General features: G+C 61.3%; 17 protein-coding genes. 11 read left to right on the plus strand and 6 right to left on the minus strand.

All coding sequences use genetic code 11. The features are described 5' to 3' along the window. The first annotated feature begins 20 nt into the window (after positions 1–20). The 4 genes from J7400_RS16710 to J7400_RS16725 all read left to right on the plus strand — a co-directional run bounded on the left by J7400_RS16710 (position 21) and on the right by J7400_RS16725 (position 4,010). Entirely contained in the window at positions 21–917 is an 897-nt protein-coding gene (locus J7400_RS16710; protein ID WP_209065218.1) for a DUF2927 domain-containing protein, read from the plus strand. 24 nt (positions 918–941) lie between these two features. Then, positions 942–2,105, plus strand: a complete 1,164-nt coding sequence (locus J7400_RS16715; protein WP_209065219.1) for an SPFH domain-containing protein — start codon at positions 942–944, stop codon at positions 2,103–2,105. Positions 2,106–2,214: 109 nt separating this feature from the next. Continuing rightward, complete coding sequence (locus J7400_RS16720; RefSeq protein ID WP_209065220.1) at positions 2,215–3,321, plus strand: TFIIB-type zinc finger domain-containing protein; 1,107 nt, start codon at positions 2,215–2,217, stop codon at positions 3,319–3,321. 17 nt (positions 3,322–3,338) lie between these two features. Continuing rightward, positions 3,339–4,010 carry a nitroreductase gene (locus J7400_RS16725; RefSeq protein ID WP_209065221.1) on the plus strand — a complete coding sequence of 224 codons (672 nt, stop codon included), beginning with the start codon at positions 3,339–3,341 and terminating at the stop codon, positions 4,008–4,010. Positions 4,011–4,030: 20 nt separating this feature from the next. Here the strand turns inward: J7400_RS16725 and J7400_RS16730 are convergent, their stop codons facing one another. The 3 genes from J7400_RS16730 to J7400_RS16740 all read right to left on the minus strand — a co-directional run bounded on the left by J7400_RS16730 (position 4,031) and on the right by J7400_RS16740 (position 8,419). Then, entirely contained in the window at positions 4,031–5,122 is a 1,092-nt protein-coding gene (locus tag J7400_RS16730; RefSeq protein WP_209065222.1) for a DUF2235 domain-containing protein, read from the minus strand. Next, on the minus strand, positions 5,097–7,394 hold the full coding sequence (locus tag J7400_RS16735) for a xanthine dehydrogenase family protein molybdopterin-binding subunit (RefSeq protein ID WP_209065223.1): 2,298 nt from the start codon (positions 7,392–7,394) through the stop codon (positions 5,097–5,099). The genes J7400_RS16730 and J7400_RS16735 overlap by 26 nt, the downstream gene beginning before the upstream one ends. 134 nt (positions 7,395–7,528) lie before the next feature. Further along, entirely contained in the window at positions 7,529–8,419 is an 891-nt protein-coding gene (locus tag J7400_RS16740; protein ID WP_209065224.1) for a LysR family transcriptional regulator, read from the minus strand. Positions 8,420–8,687: 268 nt separating this feature from the next. On the opposite strand from J7400_RS16740, the gene J7400_RS16745 reads away from it, so the two are divergent. From J7400_RS16745 to J7400_RS16760, 4 genes are all read left to right on the plus strand, one after another. Further along, positions 8,688–8,870 carry a hypothetical protein gene (locus tag J7400_RS16745; protein ID WP_209065225.1) on the plus strand — a complete coding sequence of 61 codons (183 nt, stop codon included), beginning with the start codon at positions 8,688–8,690 and terminating at the stop codon, positions 8,868–8,870. A 26-nt stretch (positions 8,871–8,896) separates the two neighbouring features. Next, positions 8,897–9,523 carry an HD domain-containing protein gene (locus J7400_RS16750; RefSeq protein WP_209065266.1) on the plus strand — a complete coding sequence of 209 codons (627 nt, stop codon included), beginning with the start codon at positions 8,897–8,899 and terminating at the stop codon, positions 9,521–9,523. 253 nt (positions 9,524–9,776) lie between these two features. Beyond that, positions 9,777–12,911 (plus strand): valine--tRNA ligase, encoded by a 3,135-nt coding sequence (locus tag J7400_RS16755; protein ID WP_209065226.1) that lies wholly within the window; start codon positions 9,777–9,779, stop codon positions 12,909–12,911. 40 nt (positions 12,912–12,951) lie between these two features. Further along, complete coding sequence (locus J7400_RS16760) at positions 12,952–13,278, plus strand: DUF1992 domain-containing protein (RefSeq protein WP_209065227.1); 327 nt, start codon at positions 12,952–12,954, stop codon at positions 13,276–13,278. A gap of 133 nt (positions 13,279–13,411) precedes the next feature. On the opposite strand, the gene J7400_RS16765 is transcribed toward J7400_RS16760, so the two are convergent. Next, positions 13,412–14,203, minus strand: a complete 792-nt coding sequence (locus J7400_RS16765) for a crotonase/enoyl-CoA hydratase family protein (protein ID WP_209065228.1) — start codon at positions 14,201–14,203, stop codon at positions 13,412–13,414. A gap of 120 nt (positions 14,204–14,323) precedes the next feature. Between J7400_RS16765 and J7400_RS16770 the strand changes: the two genes are divergently transcribed. Together J7400_RS16770 and J7400_RS16775 are read left to right on the plus strand one after the other, a co-directional pair. After that, positions 14,324–15,430 carry a pyridoxal phosphate-dependent aminotransferase gene (locus J7400_RS16770; RefSeq protein WP_209065267.1) on the plus strand — a complete coding sequence of 369 codons (1,107 nt, stop codon included), beginning with the start codon at positions 14,324–14,326 and terminating at the stop codon, positions 15,428–15,430. Positions 15,431–15,502: 72 nt separating this feature from the next. Continuing rightward, positions 15,503–15,697, plus strand: coding sequence for a hypothetical protein (locus tag J7400_RS16775; RefSeq protein WP_209065229.1), 195 nt, complete (start codon positions 15,503–15,505; stop codon positions 15,695–15,697). Positions 15,698–15,700: 3 nt separating this feature from the next. Here J7400_RS16775 and J7400_RS16780 read toward each other — a convergent pair whose 3' ends face one another. Next, positions 15,701–16,897, minus strand: coding sequence for an aminotransferase class V-fold PLP-dependent enzyme (locus tag J7400_RS16780; protein WP_209065230.1), 1,197 nt, complete (start codon positions 16,895–16,897; stop codon positions 15,701–15,703). 200 nt (positions 16,898–17,097) lie between these two features. On the opposite strand from J7400_RS16780, the gene J7400_RS16785 reads away from it, so the two are divergent. Beyond that, a complete protein-coding gene (locus J7400_RS16785) occupies positions 17,098–18,972 on the plus strand; it encodes an ABC transporter ATP-binding protein (RefSeq protein WP_348540188.1) in 1,875 nt (624 codons plus the stop codon). Here the strand turns inward: J7400_RS16785 and J7400_RS16790 are convergent, their stop codons facing one another. Next, positions 18,973–19,662 (minus strand): TIGR04283 family arsenosugar biosynthesis glycosyltransferase, encoded by a 690-nt coding sequence (locus J7400_RS16790; RefSeq protein WP_209065231.1) that lies wholly within the window; start codon positions 19,660–19,662, stop codon positions 18,973–18,975. Positions 19,663–19,674: the final 12 nt, after the last annotated feature.

The following is a 19,674-nucleotide window of genomic DNA, read 5'->3' on the forward strand; positions in this document are numbered from 1 at the left end:
GGCGCGCCACTGCCATAGCGATGGGGCTCACCTTGGGCCTGCTGGCCGCCTGCGAGGAAGCAGGCGTCTCTATTCCTGCGCCCAAAGCGCCCAAGCCCAAGCCCGTGCCAGTCGAAAGCGAACGGCTTGCCACCTACTACAGTCAGGTGCAGGCCGATCTGCTGGCGCGCGGGCTGCTGCGCACCGACGGCGGCGGGCCGGACACGCCATTCACGCCAGACATGCTGGCGCGCAACTTCGAACAGATCGCGTTTTACGACGAATACGTGCTGGATGCCGGTCTTGAGCGCGCCGCCGCCACGCCGGGACAGCTGCGCCGCTGGGAAGGACCAGTGCGCGTGAACCTTGAATTTGGCCCCTCGGTGCCGGAAAGCCAGCGCGCCACGGATCGCGAAACCCTTGCCGCCTATGTGCCAAGGCTGGCCCGCGTCACCGGGCATCCGATCCGCCAGACCAGCGGCTCTGCCAATTTCCATGTGCTTGTGATGGGCGCCAATGACCGCGCAACGCTTGAGAAGCGACTGGATGTTCTGCTGCCCAATGCATCGCCTCAGACCCGCGCGCTGTTCACCAATGCGCCGCGCTCGATCTATTGTTTTGTGGTGGCGCAGGCCTCTGGATCCACGCCCAATGCCTATACGTCCGCAGTGGCGCTGATCCGTGCGGAACATCCTGATTTGATGCGCAAATCCTGCCTGCAGGAAGAGATCGCGCAGGGTCTGGGCCTGACCAATGACAGCCCGCGCGCCCGGCCCTCGATCTTTAATGATGACGAGGAGTTTGCGCTTCTGACCACCCATGACGAGATGCTTCTGGGCATGCTCTATGACCCGCGCCTTGCCATTGGTATGAGCGCGGAGGACGCCCGCCCTGTGCTCTACATCCTGGCCCGCGAGCAGACCGGCCAAGGATTTTAATGCGCCCATTGAAAGGACTAAAAAATGGGAATTTTTGATTTTCTCACCGGCGAATTTATCGACGTCGTCCATTGGGTGGATGACACCCGCGACACGCTGGTCTGGCGCTTTGAACGCGAGGGCCATGAGATCAAATACGGCGCCAAACTCACCGTGCGCGAGGGACAATCTGCGGTGTTTGTGCATGAGGGCCAGTTGGCGGATGTGTTCACGCCGGGGCTTTACATGCTTGAAACCAACAACATGCCGGTGATGACCACGCTGCAGCACTGGGATCACGGCTTCAAAAGCCCGTTCAAATCCGAGATCTACTACGTCAACACCACCCGCTTTGCCAATCTGAAGTGGGGCACCAAGAACCCGATCATGGTGCGTGATCCGGAATTCGGTCCGGTGCGCCTGCGCGCCTATGGCACCTATGCAATCCGTGTGGTCGATCCGGCGCGGTTCCTCACCGAGATTGTGGGCACCGACGGCGAATTCACCATGGATGAGATCAGCTTCCAGATCCGCAACATCATCGTGCAGGAATTCTCCCGCGTGATCGCAGCCTCTGGCATTCCGGTGCTGGACATGGCCGCCAACACCGCCGATCTGGGCAAGCTGGTGGCGGCGGAAATCTCCGGCACCATTGCCGAATACGGCCTCGCCATCCCCGAGCTTTATATCGAAAACATCTCGCTGCCCGCCGCTGTGGAGGCCGCGATGGACAAGCGCACCTCCATGGGCATTGTCGGCGATCTGGGCAAATACACCCAGTTTTCCGCCGCAGAGGCGATGATCGCCGCCGCGCAGACGCCAAACTCCGGCATGGGTGCAGGCCTTGGCATGGGGATGGGCATGGGGATGGCGCAACAGATGGCGGCACAAACCGCGCAGCCCCTCGCCGCCCATCAGCCCGGACCATGGGGCGCGCGCCCTGCCGCGCAGGCAGCGCCTGCTCCGCAAGCGGCCCATGCGGCCCCTCCCCCGCCGCCACCGGTGGAACATGTCTGGCACGTTGCCGAAGACGGGCAGACCAGAGGCCCGTTCTCCAAGGCCGCGCTGGGCCGGATGGCCACCGCTGGTGAGATCACCCGCCAGACCCATGTCTGGACCGCCGGTCAGGACGGCTGGAAACACGCTGAAGACGTGGCAGAACTGGCCCAGCTCTTCACCATTCTTCCGCCCCCGCCACCGGGAAGCTGAACTGAAAATCTCCTGTACCCGGCTGCGCACACGTTCTTGATACCGCAGCCGGGCGCAGCACTTTCTCTGCCACACACGCGCTCCAACCCAGACAGCACCGACCTTTCAGATGACCGCCACACCGCCGCCCGCCCCCCAAGAGACCACCCGCTTCCCCTGTCCACAGTGCGGGGCGGACTACAGGTTTGCGCCCGCGCAGGGCAAGTTGATCTGCGATCATTGCGGCCATGAGGAAGCCACCGAACAGGGCGACCGTGCCGCTGCCATCACCGAGCTGGATTTTCGCGCCGCTCTGGCAGAGCAGCTTCCGGCGGCGGAAGTTATGGAAACCCGCGCCACCACCTGCCCCAATTGCGCGGCCCATGTGGTTTTTGACGGGGACACACACGCCACGGAATGCGCCTTTTGCGCGACACCTGTGGTGGTGGATACCGGCACCCACCGGCAGATCAAACCGCGCGCGGTGCTGCCGTTTCAACTCGCCGAGCCTGCGGCCCATGACGCCATGAACGACTGGCTGGGCGGTCTCTGGTTTGCCCCCAACGGCCTGCAGGATTACGCCCACAAAGGGCGTAAGATGGACGGCATCTATGTGCCTTACTGGACCTATGATGCGGACACGAAATCCAGCTATCGCGGCGAGCGCGGCACAGTTTACTACGTCACCGAAACCGTGATGCGTGACGGCAAGGCGGAGCAGCGCCGGGTGCAGAAAATCCGCTGGCGGCCTGCCTCCGGCCATGTGGCGCGCTGGTTTGACGACATTCTGGTGCTGGCTTCAAAAGCGCTGCCCAAAAAATACACCGATGCGCTGCAGCCCTGGGATCTCTCTGCGCTGGAGCCCTACAGCCCGGAATTTCTCGCGGGATTTCAAGCCGAAGGCTACACGGTCGAACTCACCGAAGGCTATGAGGAGGCCCGCGCCCATATGGATCGTGTGATCCGGCGCGATGTGGCTTTTGACATCGGTGGGGACCGCCAGCGCATCCACAATGTACAAACCGCTGTCAGCGATGTGAGCTTCAAACACATCCTGCTGCCGGTTTGGCTGGCGGCTTACAAATACCGCGGTAAGTCCTATCGGTTTGTGGTCAACGGCCAAACCGGTCGCGTTCAGGGCGAACGCCCCTACTCAACTTGGAAAATCGCCTTTGCCGTTGCGTGCGCAGCCCTTGCAGCCGCGGCCTTTGGCTATATCATCGCCCAAAACCAGTAAGTTTTGAGAGACAAGTGATGAGCCCCCACGCCGCATTACAGGCGTTGCTGCACGCCCGCCATTCCTGCCGCGCCTTTCGGCCTGATCCGGTGCCGCAGGACACCATTTCGCAAATTCTTTTGGATGCAGGCCGCGCGCCCAGCTGGTGTAACGCGCAGCCCTGGAAGGTCACCGTGACCTCAGGTGCTGAAACCGATGCGTTTCGTGCCACCATGGCCCAAGCCTTTGACAGCGGCGCGCCTGCGCCGGACTACCCTTTCCCGGAAACCTACACCGGCGCGCATCAGAAACGCCGCCGCACCTGCGGCATGCAGCTCTATGAGGCGGTTGGCATCGGACGTGGAGACCGTGATGCCCGCGCCCAGCAGATGCGGGAGAACTACACTCTGTTTGGCGCGCCCCACGTGGCGGTGATCTCCTGCCCCAAGGAGCTTGGCCCCTATGGTGTGCTGGATTGCGGCGGTTTCATCACCGCCTTTTGCCTCTCGGCCAAAGCACAGGGCATTGGCACCGTGCCACAGGCGGCCTTATCGCTCTTTTCCGATGTGGTGCGCCGCCATTTTGACATCGCTGAAGACTACAACATGCTGGCCGCGATCTCCTTTGGCTTTCCCGATGATGCCGCCGCGATCAACACCTTCCGCACCGAGCGGGCCGCGCTTGACGAATTTGTGGACTGGCGCGGCTGACCAATGCGATGACGCGGGGCTTAATCCTGCGCCGCAAGCGTACCTTGCTGCTCTGGCAGACGCGCCTTGGTGTCACCTGCATTCACGAAGGGCTGCGCCGTTGGGTGAATGCTTTCTGAGCGATCCGCGCTGACCAGACGCCGCGCCCGAAACAGGAAAAACTTGCCCCAGTGCCGCCAGGTGCCAACGGAGGGCGCATGCGGGTCCATGATAAAGCGATCCCGCCAGCCGTCCGGTAGCTTCAAATCACACATCTCCAGCCGCTCCAGCATCCAGACCAGCGGGATATTGGCCAGCGGGCGCGCCTCCTCAAACGCCCCGAGCTGGCCGCCAATGTCACCATGGGAGCCGCGAAACCAGACCTGCTCGATCCGCGCATCCCAGCGGGTGGGGCACATCCACATTTCCGGCTCAAACACCTCGCGGGTTTCATCCAACGCCAACGCCTGAAAGCCGTGGCGCACGATTGGTGACAGATGGTGGTTGTGAAAGGCATGACGCCGTTCGGTGAACCGCCACAGCAGCGGCACCCGCGCGCCCAGCGCCTTGACCGTGTCCCATACACCGATCATCTCGATGTCGACGCTCTCATGGCAATGGGCCTGCGCAAAATCGGCGGCGGCGGCGCTGTCAGGCGTCAGCTCATAATGACGATAAGCGGTGCGGATATTGCGCTCTGTGGCGCAGCTTGCTTTCAGCAGCCCGACCCGGTCAATCACACCCGCAAGCGAGCGCACCGCAAACGCACCCCGTGAATAGCCCATCAGGAAGATCCGGTCGCCGGGGCGGTAGCGGCTGGCGAGATAGCCATAGGCGCGACGGATTTGGCGGTTGATCCCGCGCCCCATCATCACATCCAGCGTCTGCCGCCAGCTGTGCCACTGCACCCCCGCCTCATAGTAAAGCGACACGCCAGCGCCCAGCTCCTGCAACAGGCGGTAGGTGCGCCCGGCGTTGGTCTCCTCTCCATCCATCAGAGAGGACATGGTGCCATCCAGAATAATCACATGGGTGACGGGGCCGCGACGCGGGGCCGTGGGCGAGTGGCGGGCCGCAAATTTACCGGCCAGCCAAGAGGTTATGCGTTCATGCAGCCGTATCTTGTGCCTCATTCAACATTTGCCAGACGCGGTGCGGCGTAAACGGCATATCTGCCTGACGCACGCCGCGCTCCCAGAGCGCATCCTGAACCGCATTGGCCGCTGCGGCCATGGCCCCAACCGTGCCAGCTTCGCCACAGCCTTTCATACCCATGATATTGGCGGTCGAAGGCACGGCCTCCGTGGTAAAGCCAATCATCGGCACATCGCTGGCGCGCGGCATCGCGTAATCCATGAAGGTGGCGGTCAATAGCTGACCTTCCTCATCATAGACCACATGCTCCATCAGCGCCTGACCAATGCCCTGAGCCACGCCACCGTGGACCTGCCCTTCCGCGAGCATCGGATTGATCAGATTGCCAAAGTCATCCACCACAGTATAGCGCTCCAAAGTCACCTGACCCGTTTCCGGGTCGACCTCGACCTCCGCCAGATGCGCCCCGTTGGGGAAGCTGCGCGCGGGCAGCGTTGTGCGTTCTTCATGCACCATCAGATCAGTGCGCCCATCCGCGCGCGCCATCTCTGCCGCCTCAAGGAAGGTCGGATGTAGATTAGAGCCTTCTGCGCGGAATTGCTCATCATCAAATGTCACGTCCTCGGCATCCACACCCATCTTCTCTGCAAGATACGGGGTAAATGCTTTAATCATGGTTTCCACGGTCGCCAGTGTCGCAGTATTTTGCACCGTCACAGAGCGCGAGCCGCCGGTGCCGCCGCCCTGTTTGATCCGGTCGCTGTCGCCCTGCACCACCTCAATGAGCGCGGTCGGGATGCCGGTCTGGTCGCTGAGGAACTGGGCGTAAACTGTCTCATGGCCCTGTCCATTGGACTGCGTGCCCACATAGATCGAGACCGTGCCATCCTCATTGAACTCCACCCGCGCGCTTTCGCTGGGATCGCCAAGGATACTTTCAATATAGTAACACAGCCCCGCGCCGCGCAACTTGCCCGCAGCCGCGCTGGCCGCCTTGCGCGCGGCAAAACCTTCCACATCTCCAAAGACTTCCATCCGGCTCAGCACGCGGTCAAAATCGCCCACATCATAGGTTTCATCCGTGGCGCTTTTGTAAGGAAACGCCGCATTCGGGATGAAATTGCGCCGCCGCAGCTCCCAGCCGCTCACGCCCAGCTCCCGTGCGGCGCGGTCCATCAGCCGCTCCAGCGCATAAATCGCTTCCGGTCGCCCAGCGCCGCGATAGGCATCCACAGGTGTGGTGTTGGTGTAGATTCCGTCCACCTGCAGCCAGGTGGTCTGCACATCATATACGCCCATGAGAACACGGCTGAACAATGTGGTCTGGATCGCTTGGGCAAACTGCGAGTTATACGCCCCCATATTGGCGGTGGTTTTCACGCGATAGGCAGTGGCTTTGAGGTTTTCATCAAACGCCATTTCCACCAGCGAGGTCAGATCGCGCCCGGCATTGTCAGACAGCATCGCCTCTGTGCGCTCCGCCATCCAGCGCACAGGCTTGCCAACCACGCGCGCCGCATGGGCAATCACCAGAGGCTCCTGATAGATCATGCCTTTCATGCCAAACCCGCCGCCGGTGTCGGGGTTGGTGACCCGCACATTGGCCGTATCGATTTTCAGCGCGCGCGCCACTTCGTTTTTTGGCCCCCAGACGCCCTGACCATTGTTGGCCACATGCACCTTATCGCCATCCCATTCCGCATAGGCGCCGCGCGGCTCCATGGAGTTCACGATGATGCGGTTGTCGCCCACCTCCAGGCTGACCACATGCGCCGCCTTCGCAAAGGCTGCCTCGGTTGCGGCCTCATCGCCAAGCCCCCAGTCAAAGGCGAGGTTGTCTGAGGCTTCCTCATGCAGTTGTTCTCCGCCACGCGCCAGCGCGATATGTGCCGGGCGGTCTTCATAATCAAACAGGATCATCTCGGCCGCGTCACGCGCCTGATCCAGCGTTTCCGCCACAATCACCGCCACCGGCTCACCAACATAGCGCACACGCCCATTTGCGAGCAAAGGGCGCTCCGGTTTTGCGCCCATGCTGCCATCGCGGTTTTTGACCTGTGTGCCGGGCAGAGTGGCGTCGAGCCCAGCGGCCACCAGATCGGCTTGGGTGAGCACACAGGCCACGCCTTCCGCCTCTCGCGCATCCGCCACATCCAGTTCCGTGATATCCCCATGCGCCACAGGGGAGCGCAGGAAATAAGCGTGCAAGGCCCCCTCCGGCGCGATGTCCTCAACATACTGACCCTGGCCTGTCAAAAACCGTGTGTCCTCGACCCGTTTGACCGGCTGACTCTTCCCGAACTTTTCCATGGCTGGCTGCTCCCTGCGCGTGGCTCCAGAGGTGACTGTATCGCCCCGCCCGCCCGTGTCCAGCCCATGTTACGCACGACGACGTTGCGACCGTCACCATATTGTGAGGCAATCTGCGCGTCGGGCAAGACGGCTCAGTCCCAGCCCTGCGTGGCCACCCAATCCAGCAGCCAGTCGCGAAACTGACGCGCCGGTTTGCGCAATCCACGCAGATCCTCATAGATCAGGTGATAGGCTTGTGAGCCACGCACACAAAAGCCCTCCAGACAGGGCTGCAAGCCCGCGCCGCGCATCTCGCCATCGCTCGCCGGGGCGCGCGCCAAGGCGATCCCGCGCCCTTCACGCGCCATCGACATGGCCATAATCGTGCTGTCGGCAAACACCATGCGCCCAGCGTCCGGCCGTACCCGCGCCTCCTCCAGCACCTGCCGCCAACCGGAGCGATGGGTGCCCACCTCAATCAACGGCCATTGCAGCAAATCGCCGGGCTGTGAAATCTGCGCGGCGATCTCCGGCAGGGCCACCGGGAACAGCCATTCCCCCATGATCCGGTCACTTTCGGCCCCGTAAGCATGCGGATTGCCGAAGATGATTTTCAGATCGCTGAACCCGCTCTGCAGATCTCGCGCGGAATTGCCGGTGCTCAGCATGACCGAGACACCGGGATGCTGCGCCTCAAAGTCCTTCACCCCCCGTGCCAGAATGCCATGGGCAAAGATCAGAACACACTGCAGGTAAAGCCCTTGTTCCCGGCTCTGGCCAAAAATGCCTTCTGTGGCCTCCTCCAGCGTCATCAGCGCCTGCTGCACCGGCGGCAGATAGGCTCGACCCGCCTCTGTGAGCTGCACTGAATGGGCATGGCGCTCAAACAGCGGCGCGCCGAGTTTTTCCTCAAGGCTGCGCACCTGCTGGCTCACCGCCGCCGCCGACATATTGAGCTGCTCCGCCGCCCGCGCAAAGCTCTCCGCCCGGGCTGCTGCCTCAAACACCCGCAGCCAGTTCAGTGATGGCACCCGTTTCTGCATGGATCGAGCATAAGAAAAACTTAGCCTCCCCGTCCACAACCATCATGCTGCGATTTTGCCCCCTCTGCGTATCGTTTTGGCAAGCAGCCACGGGAGGCCCCATGCCCCAAGACACCCTCAGCCAGCACCAACAGAGCCAATATTGGGAAGACGGCTACCTCTTCCCGCTGGATGTCATGCCCGCCGCCGAGGCCGCCGGTTGGCGCGCAGAGCTCGAAACCATCGAGCGGGACTGGCTCACCGCCGACCTGCCGCTGCCGCTCAACAGGTGGCCGACAAAGACTACGCCATGCTGGTGCGCGGCGTGGACCGCATCGGCAACTTCATCCATGTTGCACCGCCCCCGACCGCTTTTGCGCCAGAGGCCGTGCGCCTTTACGAAGAAATCAGAACCGCCCAAGCCGCCGCCCTCATGAAAGGCAGCAAAGACACCAAAAGGCTCTACGGATGACACAAGAACCCAAGCAGGAACCCAAAATGGACAAAGTGGCCTTCACCCAGATGAAGGACGGCACCAAAGAGGAATATGAATTCCTCAACGCGCTGGAAATTGACCACACCAAACACACTGCCGACCGGCTGATGAAGGCGCTGGTGGAGCTTGATGAAAGCCTGTCAGGCTATCAGATCACGCGCCTTGGCCATTCCCTGCAATCCGCCACCCGCGCCTGGCGCGACGGCGCGGATACGGACTGGGTTGTTGCCGCTCTGCTGCATGACATCGGCGACATCTACGCGCCCTACAATCACGACGAATACGCCGCCACGATCCTCAAACCCTTTGTCCGGGAGCAGTGCAAATGGGTGGTGGAGACCCATGGCGATTTCCAGATGGTCTACTACGGCCAGCACCTTGATGGCTACGACCAGAACAAACGCGAGCGCCACCGCGGCCATCCCTATTTTGAGGACAACGAAGTGTTCTGCGAACGCTGGGATCAGGCCAGCTTTGATCCGGAGTATGACACGCTGCCGCTGTCGTTCTTTGCCCCGATGGTGCGCGAGGTCTTTGACCGCCCCGCCTATGACCCCGAGGTGATCCGCCCCGGCGAGCGCGTGCCGCTGACCGATGCCGCCATCGCTGCCGAGCGCGCGGACGCTTAGGGCAGCGCATTGGGCATTTTTGACCTGTAAGAAGAGCGCGCCCGCCCCATGCCCTCTGGCACAGCAATGGGGCGGGGGCGCTCTTCCGCCATCCCGCACAAAACACCCCGCAAACCCGTCCTTTGCGGTGCAGATGCACCCGATCACCACGCTTTAAGCAATTCTCCCCGCTTCACGCTTCCCCTTTGCCTGCGCTTTCGCTAGAGACAGGTCCGATTGATAAACGGCCCGACCGACAAAAGGGATCAGACCAATGGCGATGGAAAAGACCTTCAACGCAGCCGAAGCCGAAGGCCGGCTCTATGACGCATGGGAAAAAGCAGGCTGCTTCACCGCAGGCGCCAATGCAAAGCCCGGGGCCTCCACCTACTGCATCATGATCCCGCCGCCCAATGTCACGGGCGTGCTGCACATGGGCCACGCCTTCAACAACACGTTGCAGGACATCCTGATCCGCTGGAAGCGCATGCAGGGCTTTGACACGCTCTGGCAGCCGGGCACCGACCACGCGGGCATCGCCACCCAGATGGTTGTGGAGCGCAAGCTGGCCGAAACCCAGCAACCCTCCCGCCGCGAGCTGGGCCGTGAAAAATTCCTTGAGAAGGTCTGGGACTGGAAAGGCGAAAGCGGCGGCACCATTGTGAACCAGCTCAAGCGCCTTGGCGCGTCCTGTGACTGGGACCGCGAAGCCTTCACCATGTCCGGCGCGCCCGGTGCGCCTGCGGATGTGGCGGGCGGCAACTTCCACGATGCGGTGCTGAAAGTCTTTGTTGAGATGTACAACAAGGGCCTGATCTATCGCGGCAAGCGCCTCGTGAACTGGGACCCGCATTTTGAAACCGCGATTTCCGATCTCGAAGTGGAAAACATCGAAGTCGCAGGCCACATGTGGCACTTCAAATACCCGCTCGCAAATGGCGCCACCTACACCTACGTCGAGAAGGACGAGGACGGCAACGTCATGCTGGAAGAAGAGCGCGACTACATCTCCATCGCCACCACACGGCCTGAAACCATGCTGGGCGACGGCGCTGTGGCCGTGCACCCGTCTGATGAGCGCTATGCGCCGATCATTGGCCAGCTCTGCGAGATCCCGGTTGGACCGAAAGAGCACCGCCGCCTGATCCCGATCATCACCGATGAATACCCGGACAAAGACTTCGGTTCCGGTGCGGTGAAAATCACCGGCGCGCATGATTTCAACGACTATCAGGTCGCCAAGCGCGGTGGCATCCCGATGTACCGCCTGATGGACACCAAAGGCGCAATGCGCGCGGATGGCGAAGACTATGCCTCTGCCGCCACCCTTGCGATGGCTGTGGCCAAAGGCGAACAAACCCTGACGGAAAACCAAGCGGACGCGGTCAACCTCGTGCCAGACGAGCTGCGCGGGCTGGATCGCTTTGAGGCACGCAAGCTGGTGGTCGAGCAGATCACATCAGAAGGCCTCGCCGTGACCTTCACAGAGACCTACGTCGATGAGGACGGCCATGAGGCCACCCGCGATGTGCCGATGGTCGAGAACAAGCCGATCATGCAGCCTTTTGGGGACCGCTCCAAAGTGGTGATCGAGCCCATGCTGACCGACCAGTGGTTTGTGGATGCAGAGAAAGTGGTCGGCCCGGCGCTGGACGCGGTGCGCGACGGCACCGTAAAAATTCTGCCGGAGTCCGGTGAGAAAACCTATTATCACTGGCTGGAAAACATCGAGCCTTGGTGCATCTCCCGCCAACTGTGGTGGGGCCACCAGATCCCGGTTTGGTACGGTCTTGATCTGTCCGCAGAGGACTTCAAAGACGACGAGACCAATGGCGCGCTCGATCTTGTTGAAATGGGCCGTTTGCTTGGCGAAGGCGGCATGCTGCACAGGGGCAATGTGATGCACTGCGCCGCAAACTTTGACGATGTCGCCGCGCAGTTCCTGGACGACAATGCCAACATTCCGGCACCGCTGAACAATGCCAAAGTGGTGGAGGTCGCGGACAAATACGAAGCCATCCACATGCTGGCCGAAAGCCTCGCGCAATATGTGGTGGATCAGGATCCGCTGAAGCTGGTCTTCCCGGTCTGGCGCGATCCAGACGTGCTCGACACATGGTTCTCCTCCGGCCTCTGGCCCATCGGCACTCTGGGCTGGCCTGAGCAAACCGACGAGCTGGCAAAATACTTCCCGACCTCCACGCTGGTCACCGGTCAGGACATCCTGTTCTTCTGGGTCGCGCGCATGATGATGATGCAGCTTGCTGTTGTGGATCAGATCCCGTTTGACACCGTCTACCTGCATGGCCTTGTGCGCGACGCCAAGGGCAAGAAAATGTCCAAATCCACCGGCAACGTGATGGACCCGCTGGAGATCATCGACGAATACGGCGCCGACGCGCTGCGCTTCTCCTCGGCCGCCATGGCGGCTCTGGGCGGCGTGCTGAAACTCGACATGCAGCGCATCGCAGGCTACCGCAACTTCGGCACCAAGCTCTGGAACGCCGCGCGCTTTGCCGAGATGAACGGCGTGTTTGAAGACGGTGTGACCGCCTGGAGCGGCGAAACCCTCAGCCAGACCGCAAACCTCTGGATTGTCGGCGAAACCGCAAAGGTGCGTGAAGAGGTCGACGCGGCGCTGGAAAGCTTCCGCTTCAACGATGCCGCCAGCGCGCTTTACGCCTTTGTCTGGGGCAAGGTCTGTGACTGGTATTTGGAGTTCTCCAAGCCGCTCTTCTCCTCAGAGGACGCCGCAGCGGTGGCCGAAACCAAAGCCACCATGCGCTGGGTCATCGACCAGTGTCTGATCCTACTGCACCCGATCATGCCTTTCATCACCGAAGAGCTCTGGGGCAACCTTGGGGATCGCGCCAAAATGCTCGTACACGCCGACTGGCCGACCTACACGGCGGCAGATTATGTCGACACCAAAGCGGATCGCGAGATGAACTGGGTGATTTCGGTCATCGACAACATCCGCTCCGTCCGGGCCCAGATGGGCGTGAACGCGGGTGCAAAAATCGATGTGGTTGTGAGCGAGATCACCGAGGAAAACCGCGCCGCCTTTGCCGCCAACCAGGCGCTGATCTTCAAGATCGCCCGTGTGGTGTCACTTGAGGAAGTGGCCGCGTTCCCGAAAGGCACCGCAACCGTGGCGGTCGATGGCGCGACTTTTGGTCTGCCGTTGGCAGACATCATCGACATCGATGCGGAAAAAGCGCGCCTTGAGAAGGGTCTTGGCAAGCTTGCCAAGGAACTTGGCGGTCTGCGCGGGCGTCTGAACAACCCCAAATTCGTCGCCTCCGCGCCGGATGAGGTGGTGGAAGAAGCCCGTGAAAACCTCGCCGCGCGTGAGGCCGAGGAAGCCAAGATCAAAGGGGCTCTGGCCAAGCTCGCAGAGCTGGACTGAAGCACTTTAAAATCAGCCGGATCATGCCTATTGTCTGGGCATGATCCGCAGCTTTTCAAACCTCATCGAACGTCAGATCAAAAAGGCTCAGGCACAGGGCCAGCTGAACGGTCTTGAGGGCGAAGGCAAACCGCTCCCCAAACGTCATGACGGTGAAGATGCCGCCACCTCTGTTGGCCATTCCATCATGGCGCGCGCAGGCGTCCTGCCCCGGGAATTCAAACTCAAAGAGGCGCTTGAGGCGGCCAAACAGGACTGGCAACAAGCCGCGAATCCTGCGGAGAAAAAGCGCCTGATGGCAAAAATCTCCGAGCTGGAACTGGCCTATAACATCGAACGCGATGCCTACCGCAAGTTTCTGAAGTAGCCCTTGGGCCTTCTCATTCGTCAAATATCCCGGGGGTATGGGGGCTGGCCCCCATGTGATCATTGCCCCTGATCACTATACCGGCTGACTCTGCTGCAAAGCTTGCGCGCAAAACCAGCCGTACCTCCCGCGCTTACTTAAACACCGGTGCCCGTTTCTGCAGGTTGGCGGCAATCACCTCCATCTGATGCGGCTTGCCCATCAGCGTGGTCTGCACGCGGCTTTCCTCCAGCAGCACAGCATCCTCATCCGCCGCGTGGGTTTCCGCAAACCCGATCAGCGCTTTGGCTGCGCGAATGGCCGAGGGGCTCTTGCCTGCGATCTCCTCAGCGAGCGCCAGCGCTGCGGCCAGCGGATCATCCACCACCTCGGTCACCAGCCCCCAGTCCGCGGCCTGCGCCGCTTCAAACGGGGTCGCCGTGTAGGTCAGCTTGCGGATCACATCGGAGCGGGTGAGCTGCGGCAGAAGCACCATGCCGCCCATATCCGGCACGATGCCCCATTTCATCTCCATCACAGACATCTTCGTGCCCGGCGCGGCAAAGCGCACATCCGCGCCCAGCGCAATCTGCAGCCCGCCGCCATAAGCCACGCCCTGCAGCGCACAGATCACCGGCACTGGCAGCTTGCGCCAGACCATGGCCGCTTGCTGAAACAGATTGCTGTTTCCAAAGCGGCGCGGCATCAAAAGCTCTTCTGGATCCTTGCCTGCCATCGCCCCAAAGGACATCACATCAAGCCCCGCGCAGAAGGCTTTTCCTTCGCCTGAGAGCACCACCACGCGGACATCTTCATTGTCCATCAAGCTGTCGCCCGCAGCGGCAATGGCCTCCAGCATCTCCGGATCCAGCGCATTCATTTTATCTCCACGCGTCAAGGTCACGCGGGCAATGTGGTTCTCAATCTCTACAGAAACGCGGCCCATGCTGCTCTCCTCCCAAAGGCAATACTTGCCACACACTCCGACGCGCTCCGGCAAAAATCCACCCTGACGTGAGGGCAATTCCACTTGTCCCGCATAAGCATATGCGGCACCTTCCGCGCCATGACCGGACCTCGCTATACCAAATTGGCCCAAGGCCTGCCCGCCACCGTTCCTTTTGTCGGCCCCGAAGCGCAGGAGCGCGCCTTGGGCCACGCGTTTGCCGCCCGCATGGGTGCCAATGAAAACATCTTTGGCCCTTCTCCCAAAGCCATTGCCGCCATGGCACAGGCAACAGATGGCATCTGGATGTATGGCGATCCGGAAAGTTTTGAGCTGCGCCACGCGCTGGCCGCCCATCACAACGTCAGCGCCGACAACATTGTGGTAGGCGAAGGCATCGACGGGTTGCTTGGCTATCTCGTCCGTCTGCTGATTGAGCCGGGTGACACGGTGGTCACATCGCTTGGAGCTTATCCCACCTTCAACTTCCACGTGGCAGGCTTTGGCGGTGTGTTGCACGCGGTGCCTTACAAAGACGACGCGGAAGACCTGCCTGCGCTGCTGGCCAAGGCGGCGGAAGTGGACGCAAAGCTTGTCTACTTCGCCAATCCCGACAATCCGATGGGCAGCTGGTTCAAAGGCACTGACATCGCCGCACAGTTTGACAATATCCCTGAGGGCTGCCTGCTTCTGCTGGATGAAGCCTATGTGGAGCTCGCGCCGGAGGGCACCGCCGCCCCGGTGGAAATCGAAGATCCACGCGTGATCCGTATGCGCACTTTCTCCAAAGGCTACGGCATGGCCGGTGCCCGTGTGGGCTATGCCATGGGGGCCAAGGATCTGATCCGCGCCTTTGAAAAGATCCGCAATCACTTTGGCATGAACCGCGCCGCACAGGCCGGGGCGCTGGCCGCACTTGAAGACAACGACTGGCTGCAATCCACCTGTGACAAGGTTGCGGTCGCGCGGGCTGAAATCACCCGCATCGCTGCCGCGCATGGCCTGAAGGCGCTGCCCTCAGCAACCAACTTTGTCACCATAGACTGCGGCCGGGACGGCGCCTTTGCCAAATCGGTTCTTGAAGGCCTCGTGGCGCGCGGCATCTTTGTGCGTATGCCGTTTGTGGCGCCACAAAACCGCTGTATCCGCGTCAGCTGCGCCCCTGCCGAGGATCTGGCCCTGTTTGACGCCGCCCTTGGCGAGACCCTGTCGGCACTTTCCGCCTAGCCCGCCCTGTTCACGAATATTTTCCTATGGCGCTGTCAAACTCGGGGTAGTCTGTCTGTAGGAGAAAGCACAATGTCAGGTCCGGTACAGTCTGCACCGAACTACACCAACGCCGCGCTGGTCATGGGGTTTGTGAACCTCATGTGGGTCTTTGTTCTGATCTTTGTTCTTTGGGGAATGCCCGCAGTTATGGTGCTGGCCGTGATTTTGAACGCCGGCATTGATCGGCTCGCGCGCCGCAAAGACCGGCACGCGCCCAGATCGTAAGCTTCAGGCCTCAGCGATCACCTTGGCCGCTGCCTCCACAGCCCCCGGCCCGTGGGGAATATCCAGCGCCATCATGCCCGCCTGCACCGTGGCCAACAGCCCCATGATCATTTGGGCATTCACATGCCCCATATGGCCAAACCGGAAAAAGCCGTCGCTTTGCGGATCCTCCTCGGTGGCCATGCCAAGCCCGATGCCAAGCGTCAGACCGGCGTTGTCCTGACACCAACGGCGCAGGCGCGTGCCGTGCTCCGCGCCAATCTGCAGAGAGGTCACGGCGGTGCTGCGATCCTGCGCCTGCGCGACATTCAGCGCCAGCGGGCCACCTGTCCCCCAGGCCTCACTCGCCGCCCAGATCGCACGTGCCAAAGTTTCATGGCGCTGCCAGACATGCTCCATGCCTTCGTCCATCAGCATATCCAGCGCCACCCGCAGACCATAAAGATGATGTGTCGGCGCGGTGCCGCAGAAATGCTGGTAGTAAACGTCAGGATTGACCCGAGGGGCCCAATCCCAATAGCGGCTCACACGCTTCAGTTCCGCACGGCGCGCCGCCGCCTTTTCGTTGAAGAACACAAAGCCCATGCCCGGAGGCACCATCAGCCCCTTTTGGGACCCCGCCACCATCACATCCACGCCCCAGGCGTCCATCTCAAAACGGTCACAGCCCAAAGAGGCAATGCAATCCACCATCAAAAGCGCTGGATGCCCGGTCGCGTCCATCGCTTTGCGCAGCGCAGGCACGTCGCATTTCAGCGATGTGGATGTGTCCACATGGGTGACAAGCACCGCCTTGATCTCGTGAGTGACGTCAGCGGCCAGCGCTTCGGCCACACGGGCCGGATCAATCGGGGACTGGCGGCCAAAGTCGATCACCTCAGCCTCCGCCCCAAGACCAACCGCCATTTCCCCCCAGCCATGGCCAAAAGTCCCTGCCGCAGGCACCAGCACCTTGTCACCCGGTTCCACAACATTGGCCAGCGACGCCTCCCAGACCGCATGGCCGTTGCCGATATAAATAGCCGCGTGATGTTCCGTGCGCGCCACTTTCTTCAGATCGCGCAATACACCCGCTGTCAGGTCGATCAGCTCCCCCTCATAGATATTGGGGGCCGTTCGGTGCATGGCCCGCAAAACAGCCTCCGGCATCACCGATGGTCCGGGAATCGCGAGGTAGGTCTGTCCTTGTGAGAGTTGCATGGGAGTCTCCGAATAGATTCAGCGCAAACAGTATCTTGAAGTCCTGCCGCGTCAATTCCCGCACCATAACAGTTTGTGCGACAGCCCTTCGCATTTGGTGATACGCCCAAAGAAACGCCATCCGCATTCCCACTGGTTTCAGGTCGCGCCGCCCTGTAAAGGTCAAGACAGACAGATCACTGCCGATAAGGGCGACACACGTGACCAACACCGACGGCCAACCGCCAAAAGACAACGGCTATTTGCTTTCCTGGCTCTGGCGCAAATACCTGAAGAAGCACAAGTGGCTCTTGTTTGCCTCCGCTTTCCTGATGGCCATCGAAGGCACCTCTCTGGGTGTCATGGCCTGGATGATGGAGCCGATGTTTGACAACGCCTTTGCCGGTGAAAACGCCGATGCCCTCTGGAGCGTCGGGCTTATTTTTGCCTTCATCTTCTTTCTGCGCGGCGTCACAAGCGTGGCGCATAAAACGATGATGACTGCGGCCACACAACGCTCAGCCGCGGATCTGCGTGGCGATCTGCTGGGGCGTATGATGATTCAGGACAACGCCTTTCATCAGACCCACCCACCGGGCTACCTGATCCAACGGGTTCAGGCGGACGTGAGCGCCATAAACGGCGTTTGGTCGAGCTTCATCATGGGGGCTGGCCGTGATTTTATGTCGATGATCGCGCTTGTGGCTGTGGCCGTAAACGTGGACTGGCGCTGGACATTGGTGGCCTGCGTTGGCACGCCACTTCTGGTGATGCCCTCTCTGGCCGCCCAGCGATTTGTTCGCCGCCGTGCCCGTGAAGCGCGCGATCATGGGGCCAAAATCGCAACGTTGCTGGATGAGATTTTCCACGGCATCGTGCCGGTCAAGCTGAACCTGCTGGAACGCTATCAGAGCGGCAAATTCAAAGCCTGGACCAAACAGCTCGTGCGCGCCGAGGTCCGTTCCACGTTTGGCACCTCCTCCATTGCCGGGATGATCGACATCACCGCAGGCATCGGCTTTTTCTGCGTGCTGCTTTACGGCGGCGGGGAGATTGTGGCTGGCGAAAAGACCGTGGGACAGTTCATGGCTTTCTTCACCGCCCTTGGCATGATGTTTGAACCACTGCGCCGCCTCGCAGGCCTGTCCGGACGCTGGCAAGTGGCGGCTGCCGCCATTGAACGGCTCAAGGAGCTGGTCGAAACGGAGCCCACCATCCAGTCGCCCACCACACCAGTTGCGGCTCCGACAGGCGTCCCCGCCATCGAACTCAAAGATGTGCATCTCTCCTATGGCGATGTGAAAGTGCTCAACGGCACCAGCTTTGTGGCCGAGGCGGGCAAGACCACCGCCATTGTCGGCGCATCGGGCGCGGGCAAATCCACGCTCTTTAACGTGCTGACACGCCTTGTGGACCCTCAGAACGGCCACAGCCTGATCGGCACAGTCGACAACCGCGCCATGACGCTGGCGGATCTGCGCAGCCTGTTCTCTGTGGTCTCTCAGGAAGCGGTACTGTTTGATGACACGCTGCGTGAAAACATCGTGCTGGATCAGCAAAACGTCGATGATGCCCGGCTGGAAGAGGTGCTGAAAGCAGCTCATGTGGCGGACTTCCTGCCCAAGCTCGCTGACGGGCTCAACACACAGGTTGGCCCGCGCGGCTCCAACCTCTCTGGCGGACAACGCCAGCGGGTGGTGATTGCCCGCGCGCTTCTGCGCAACACGCCGATCCTCCTGCTGGATGAGGCCACTTCCGCGCTCGACACGCGCTCTGAAACCATTGTTCAGGCCGCACTCGACAAGCTCTCCACCGGCCGCACCACGCTCGTGATCGCCCACCGCCTTTCCACCGTGCGCGAGGCAGACAAGATCGTGGTGATGGACAAAGGCGTCGTGGTCGATGAAGGCACCCATGACGAGCTTCTGGCCCGTGGCGGGGTCTATGCGGAGCTGCATGAGTTGCAGTTCAAAACCAGCGGCGAGACGGCTGAGGCGCGCGCGCTCAAGCCTGTGAAATCCATCGGTCAGGATCACGCGGCGGAGCAGAAAACCTTTGTCGGGCGGCTGTTTGACCGTCTCGCGTTCCGGCGCTGATCAGCCGCCTTTCCGGTAAGACGCCGCCAGCGTCTCCGGTTTGGCGCCTAGAAAATACCTCAGCAACGTCAAGAGGTTGCGCCGCCCGCGGCGCAGCCATCCCTGCTTGCGGTATTTCTCTGCGCTGGTTGTGGCGACTGCATCAAGATGCACCAACCGCTTGCGCCCCAAGCGCCGCGCCAAGGCCACGTCTTCCATCAATGGAATATCGTCATAGCCACCAAGCTGCCCGTAAAGCCGCCGCGAAATCAACAGCGCCTGATCACCATAAGGCAGACCAAACACCCGACTGCGCAGATTGGCCCATCCGGCCACAAACCGCCCCGCAGGTCCGGGCGTATCAAAGGCCAGCGTGAACCATCCAGCCTTGTCAGGCTGGCCTAGTCTGGCCTCCACCGCTTCCACCCAGTTTTCAGACAGCACAGTGTCGGCATGGACAAACAGCAGCCACTCGCCCGTGGCCAGCTCCCCGCCCTGACGCAACTGCCCACCGCGCGAGGGTGTGGTGCGGATAATCTTCGCCCCGACCTCATCGGCAATGGCCAGCGTCTGATCCTCAGAGCCGCCATCAACTACAATCAACTCGCGCAAAATCCCCGCGAACACACCGGCATAGAGCGCGCCAAGACAGGCAGGCAGCGCCTTTTCAGCGTTAAGCGTTGGGATGATCACACTGAGTGGAGCGCGCATTTCTTTGTCCTG

Origin of the sequence: Shimia sp. R9_2 (assembly GCF_017743735.1) — a bacterium.
Taxonomy (GTDB): Bacteria; Pseudomonadota; Alphaproteobacteria; order Rhodobacterales; family Rhodobacteraceae; genus Shimia.

Bases quoted from the DNA above. Each gene is read 5' to 3' on its own strand.
- J7400_RS16720 (WP_209065220.1), top strand. From the start codon at position 2,215: ATGACCGCCACACCGCCGCCCGCCCCCCAAGAGACCACCCGCTTCCCC.
- J7400_RS16775 (WP_209065229.1), top strand. From the start codon at position 15,503: ATGTCAGGTCCGGTACAGTCTGCACCGAACTACACCAACGCCGCGCTG.
- J7400_RS16710 (WP_209065218.1), top strand. From the start codon at position 21: ATGGGGCTCACCTTGGGCCTGCTGGCCGCCTGCGAGGAAGCAGGCGTC.
- J7400_RS16780 (WP_209065230.1), bottom strand. From the start codon at position 16,897: ATGCAACTCTCACAAGGACAGACCTACCTCGCGATTCCCGGACCATCG.
- J7400_RS16735 (WP_209065223.1), bottom strand. From the start codon at position 7,394: ATGGAAAAGTTCGGGAAGAGTCAGCCGGTCAAACGGGTCGAGGACACA.
- J7400_RS16730 (WP_209065222.1), bottom strand. From the start codon at position 5,122: ATGAGGCACAAGATACGGCTGCATGAACGCATAACCTCTTGGCTGGCC.
- J7400_RS16725 (WP_209065221.1), top strand. From the start codon at position 3,339: ATGAGCCCCCACGCCGCATTACAGGCGTTGCTGCACGCCCGCCATTCC.
- J7400_RS16715 (WP_209065219.1), top strand. From the start codon at position 942: ATGGGAATTTTTGATTTTCTCACCGGCGAATTTATCGACGTCGTCCAT.
- J7400_RS16740 (WP_209065224.1), bottom strand. From the start codon at position 8,419: ATGCAGAAACGGGTGCCATCACTGAACTGGCTGCGGGTGTTTGAGGCA.
- J7400_RS16760 (WP_209065227.1), top strand. From the start codon at position 12,952: ATGATCCGCAGCTTTTCAAACCTCATCGAACGTCAGATCAAAAAGGCT.
- J7400_RS16765 (WP_209065228.1), bottom strand. From the start codon at position 14,203: ATGGGCCGCGTTTCTGTAGAGATTGAGAACCACATTGCCCGCGTGACC.
- J7400_RS16790 (WP_209065231.1), bottom strand. From the start codon at position 19,662: ATGCGCGCTCCACTCAGTGTGATCATCCCAACGCTTAACGCTGAAAAG.
- J7400_RS16770 (WP_209065267.1), top strand. From the start codon at position 14,324: ATGACCGGACCTCGCTATACCAAATTGGCCCAAGGCCTGCCCGCCACC.
- J7400_RS16755 (WP_209065226.1), top strand. From the start codon at position 9,777: ATGGCGATGGAAAAGACCTTCAACGCAGCCGAAGCCGAAGGCCGGCTC.
- J7400_RS16750 (WP_209065266.1), top strand. From the start codon at position 8,897: ATGGACAAAGTGGCCTTCACCCAGATGAAGGACGGCACCAAAGAGGAA.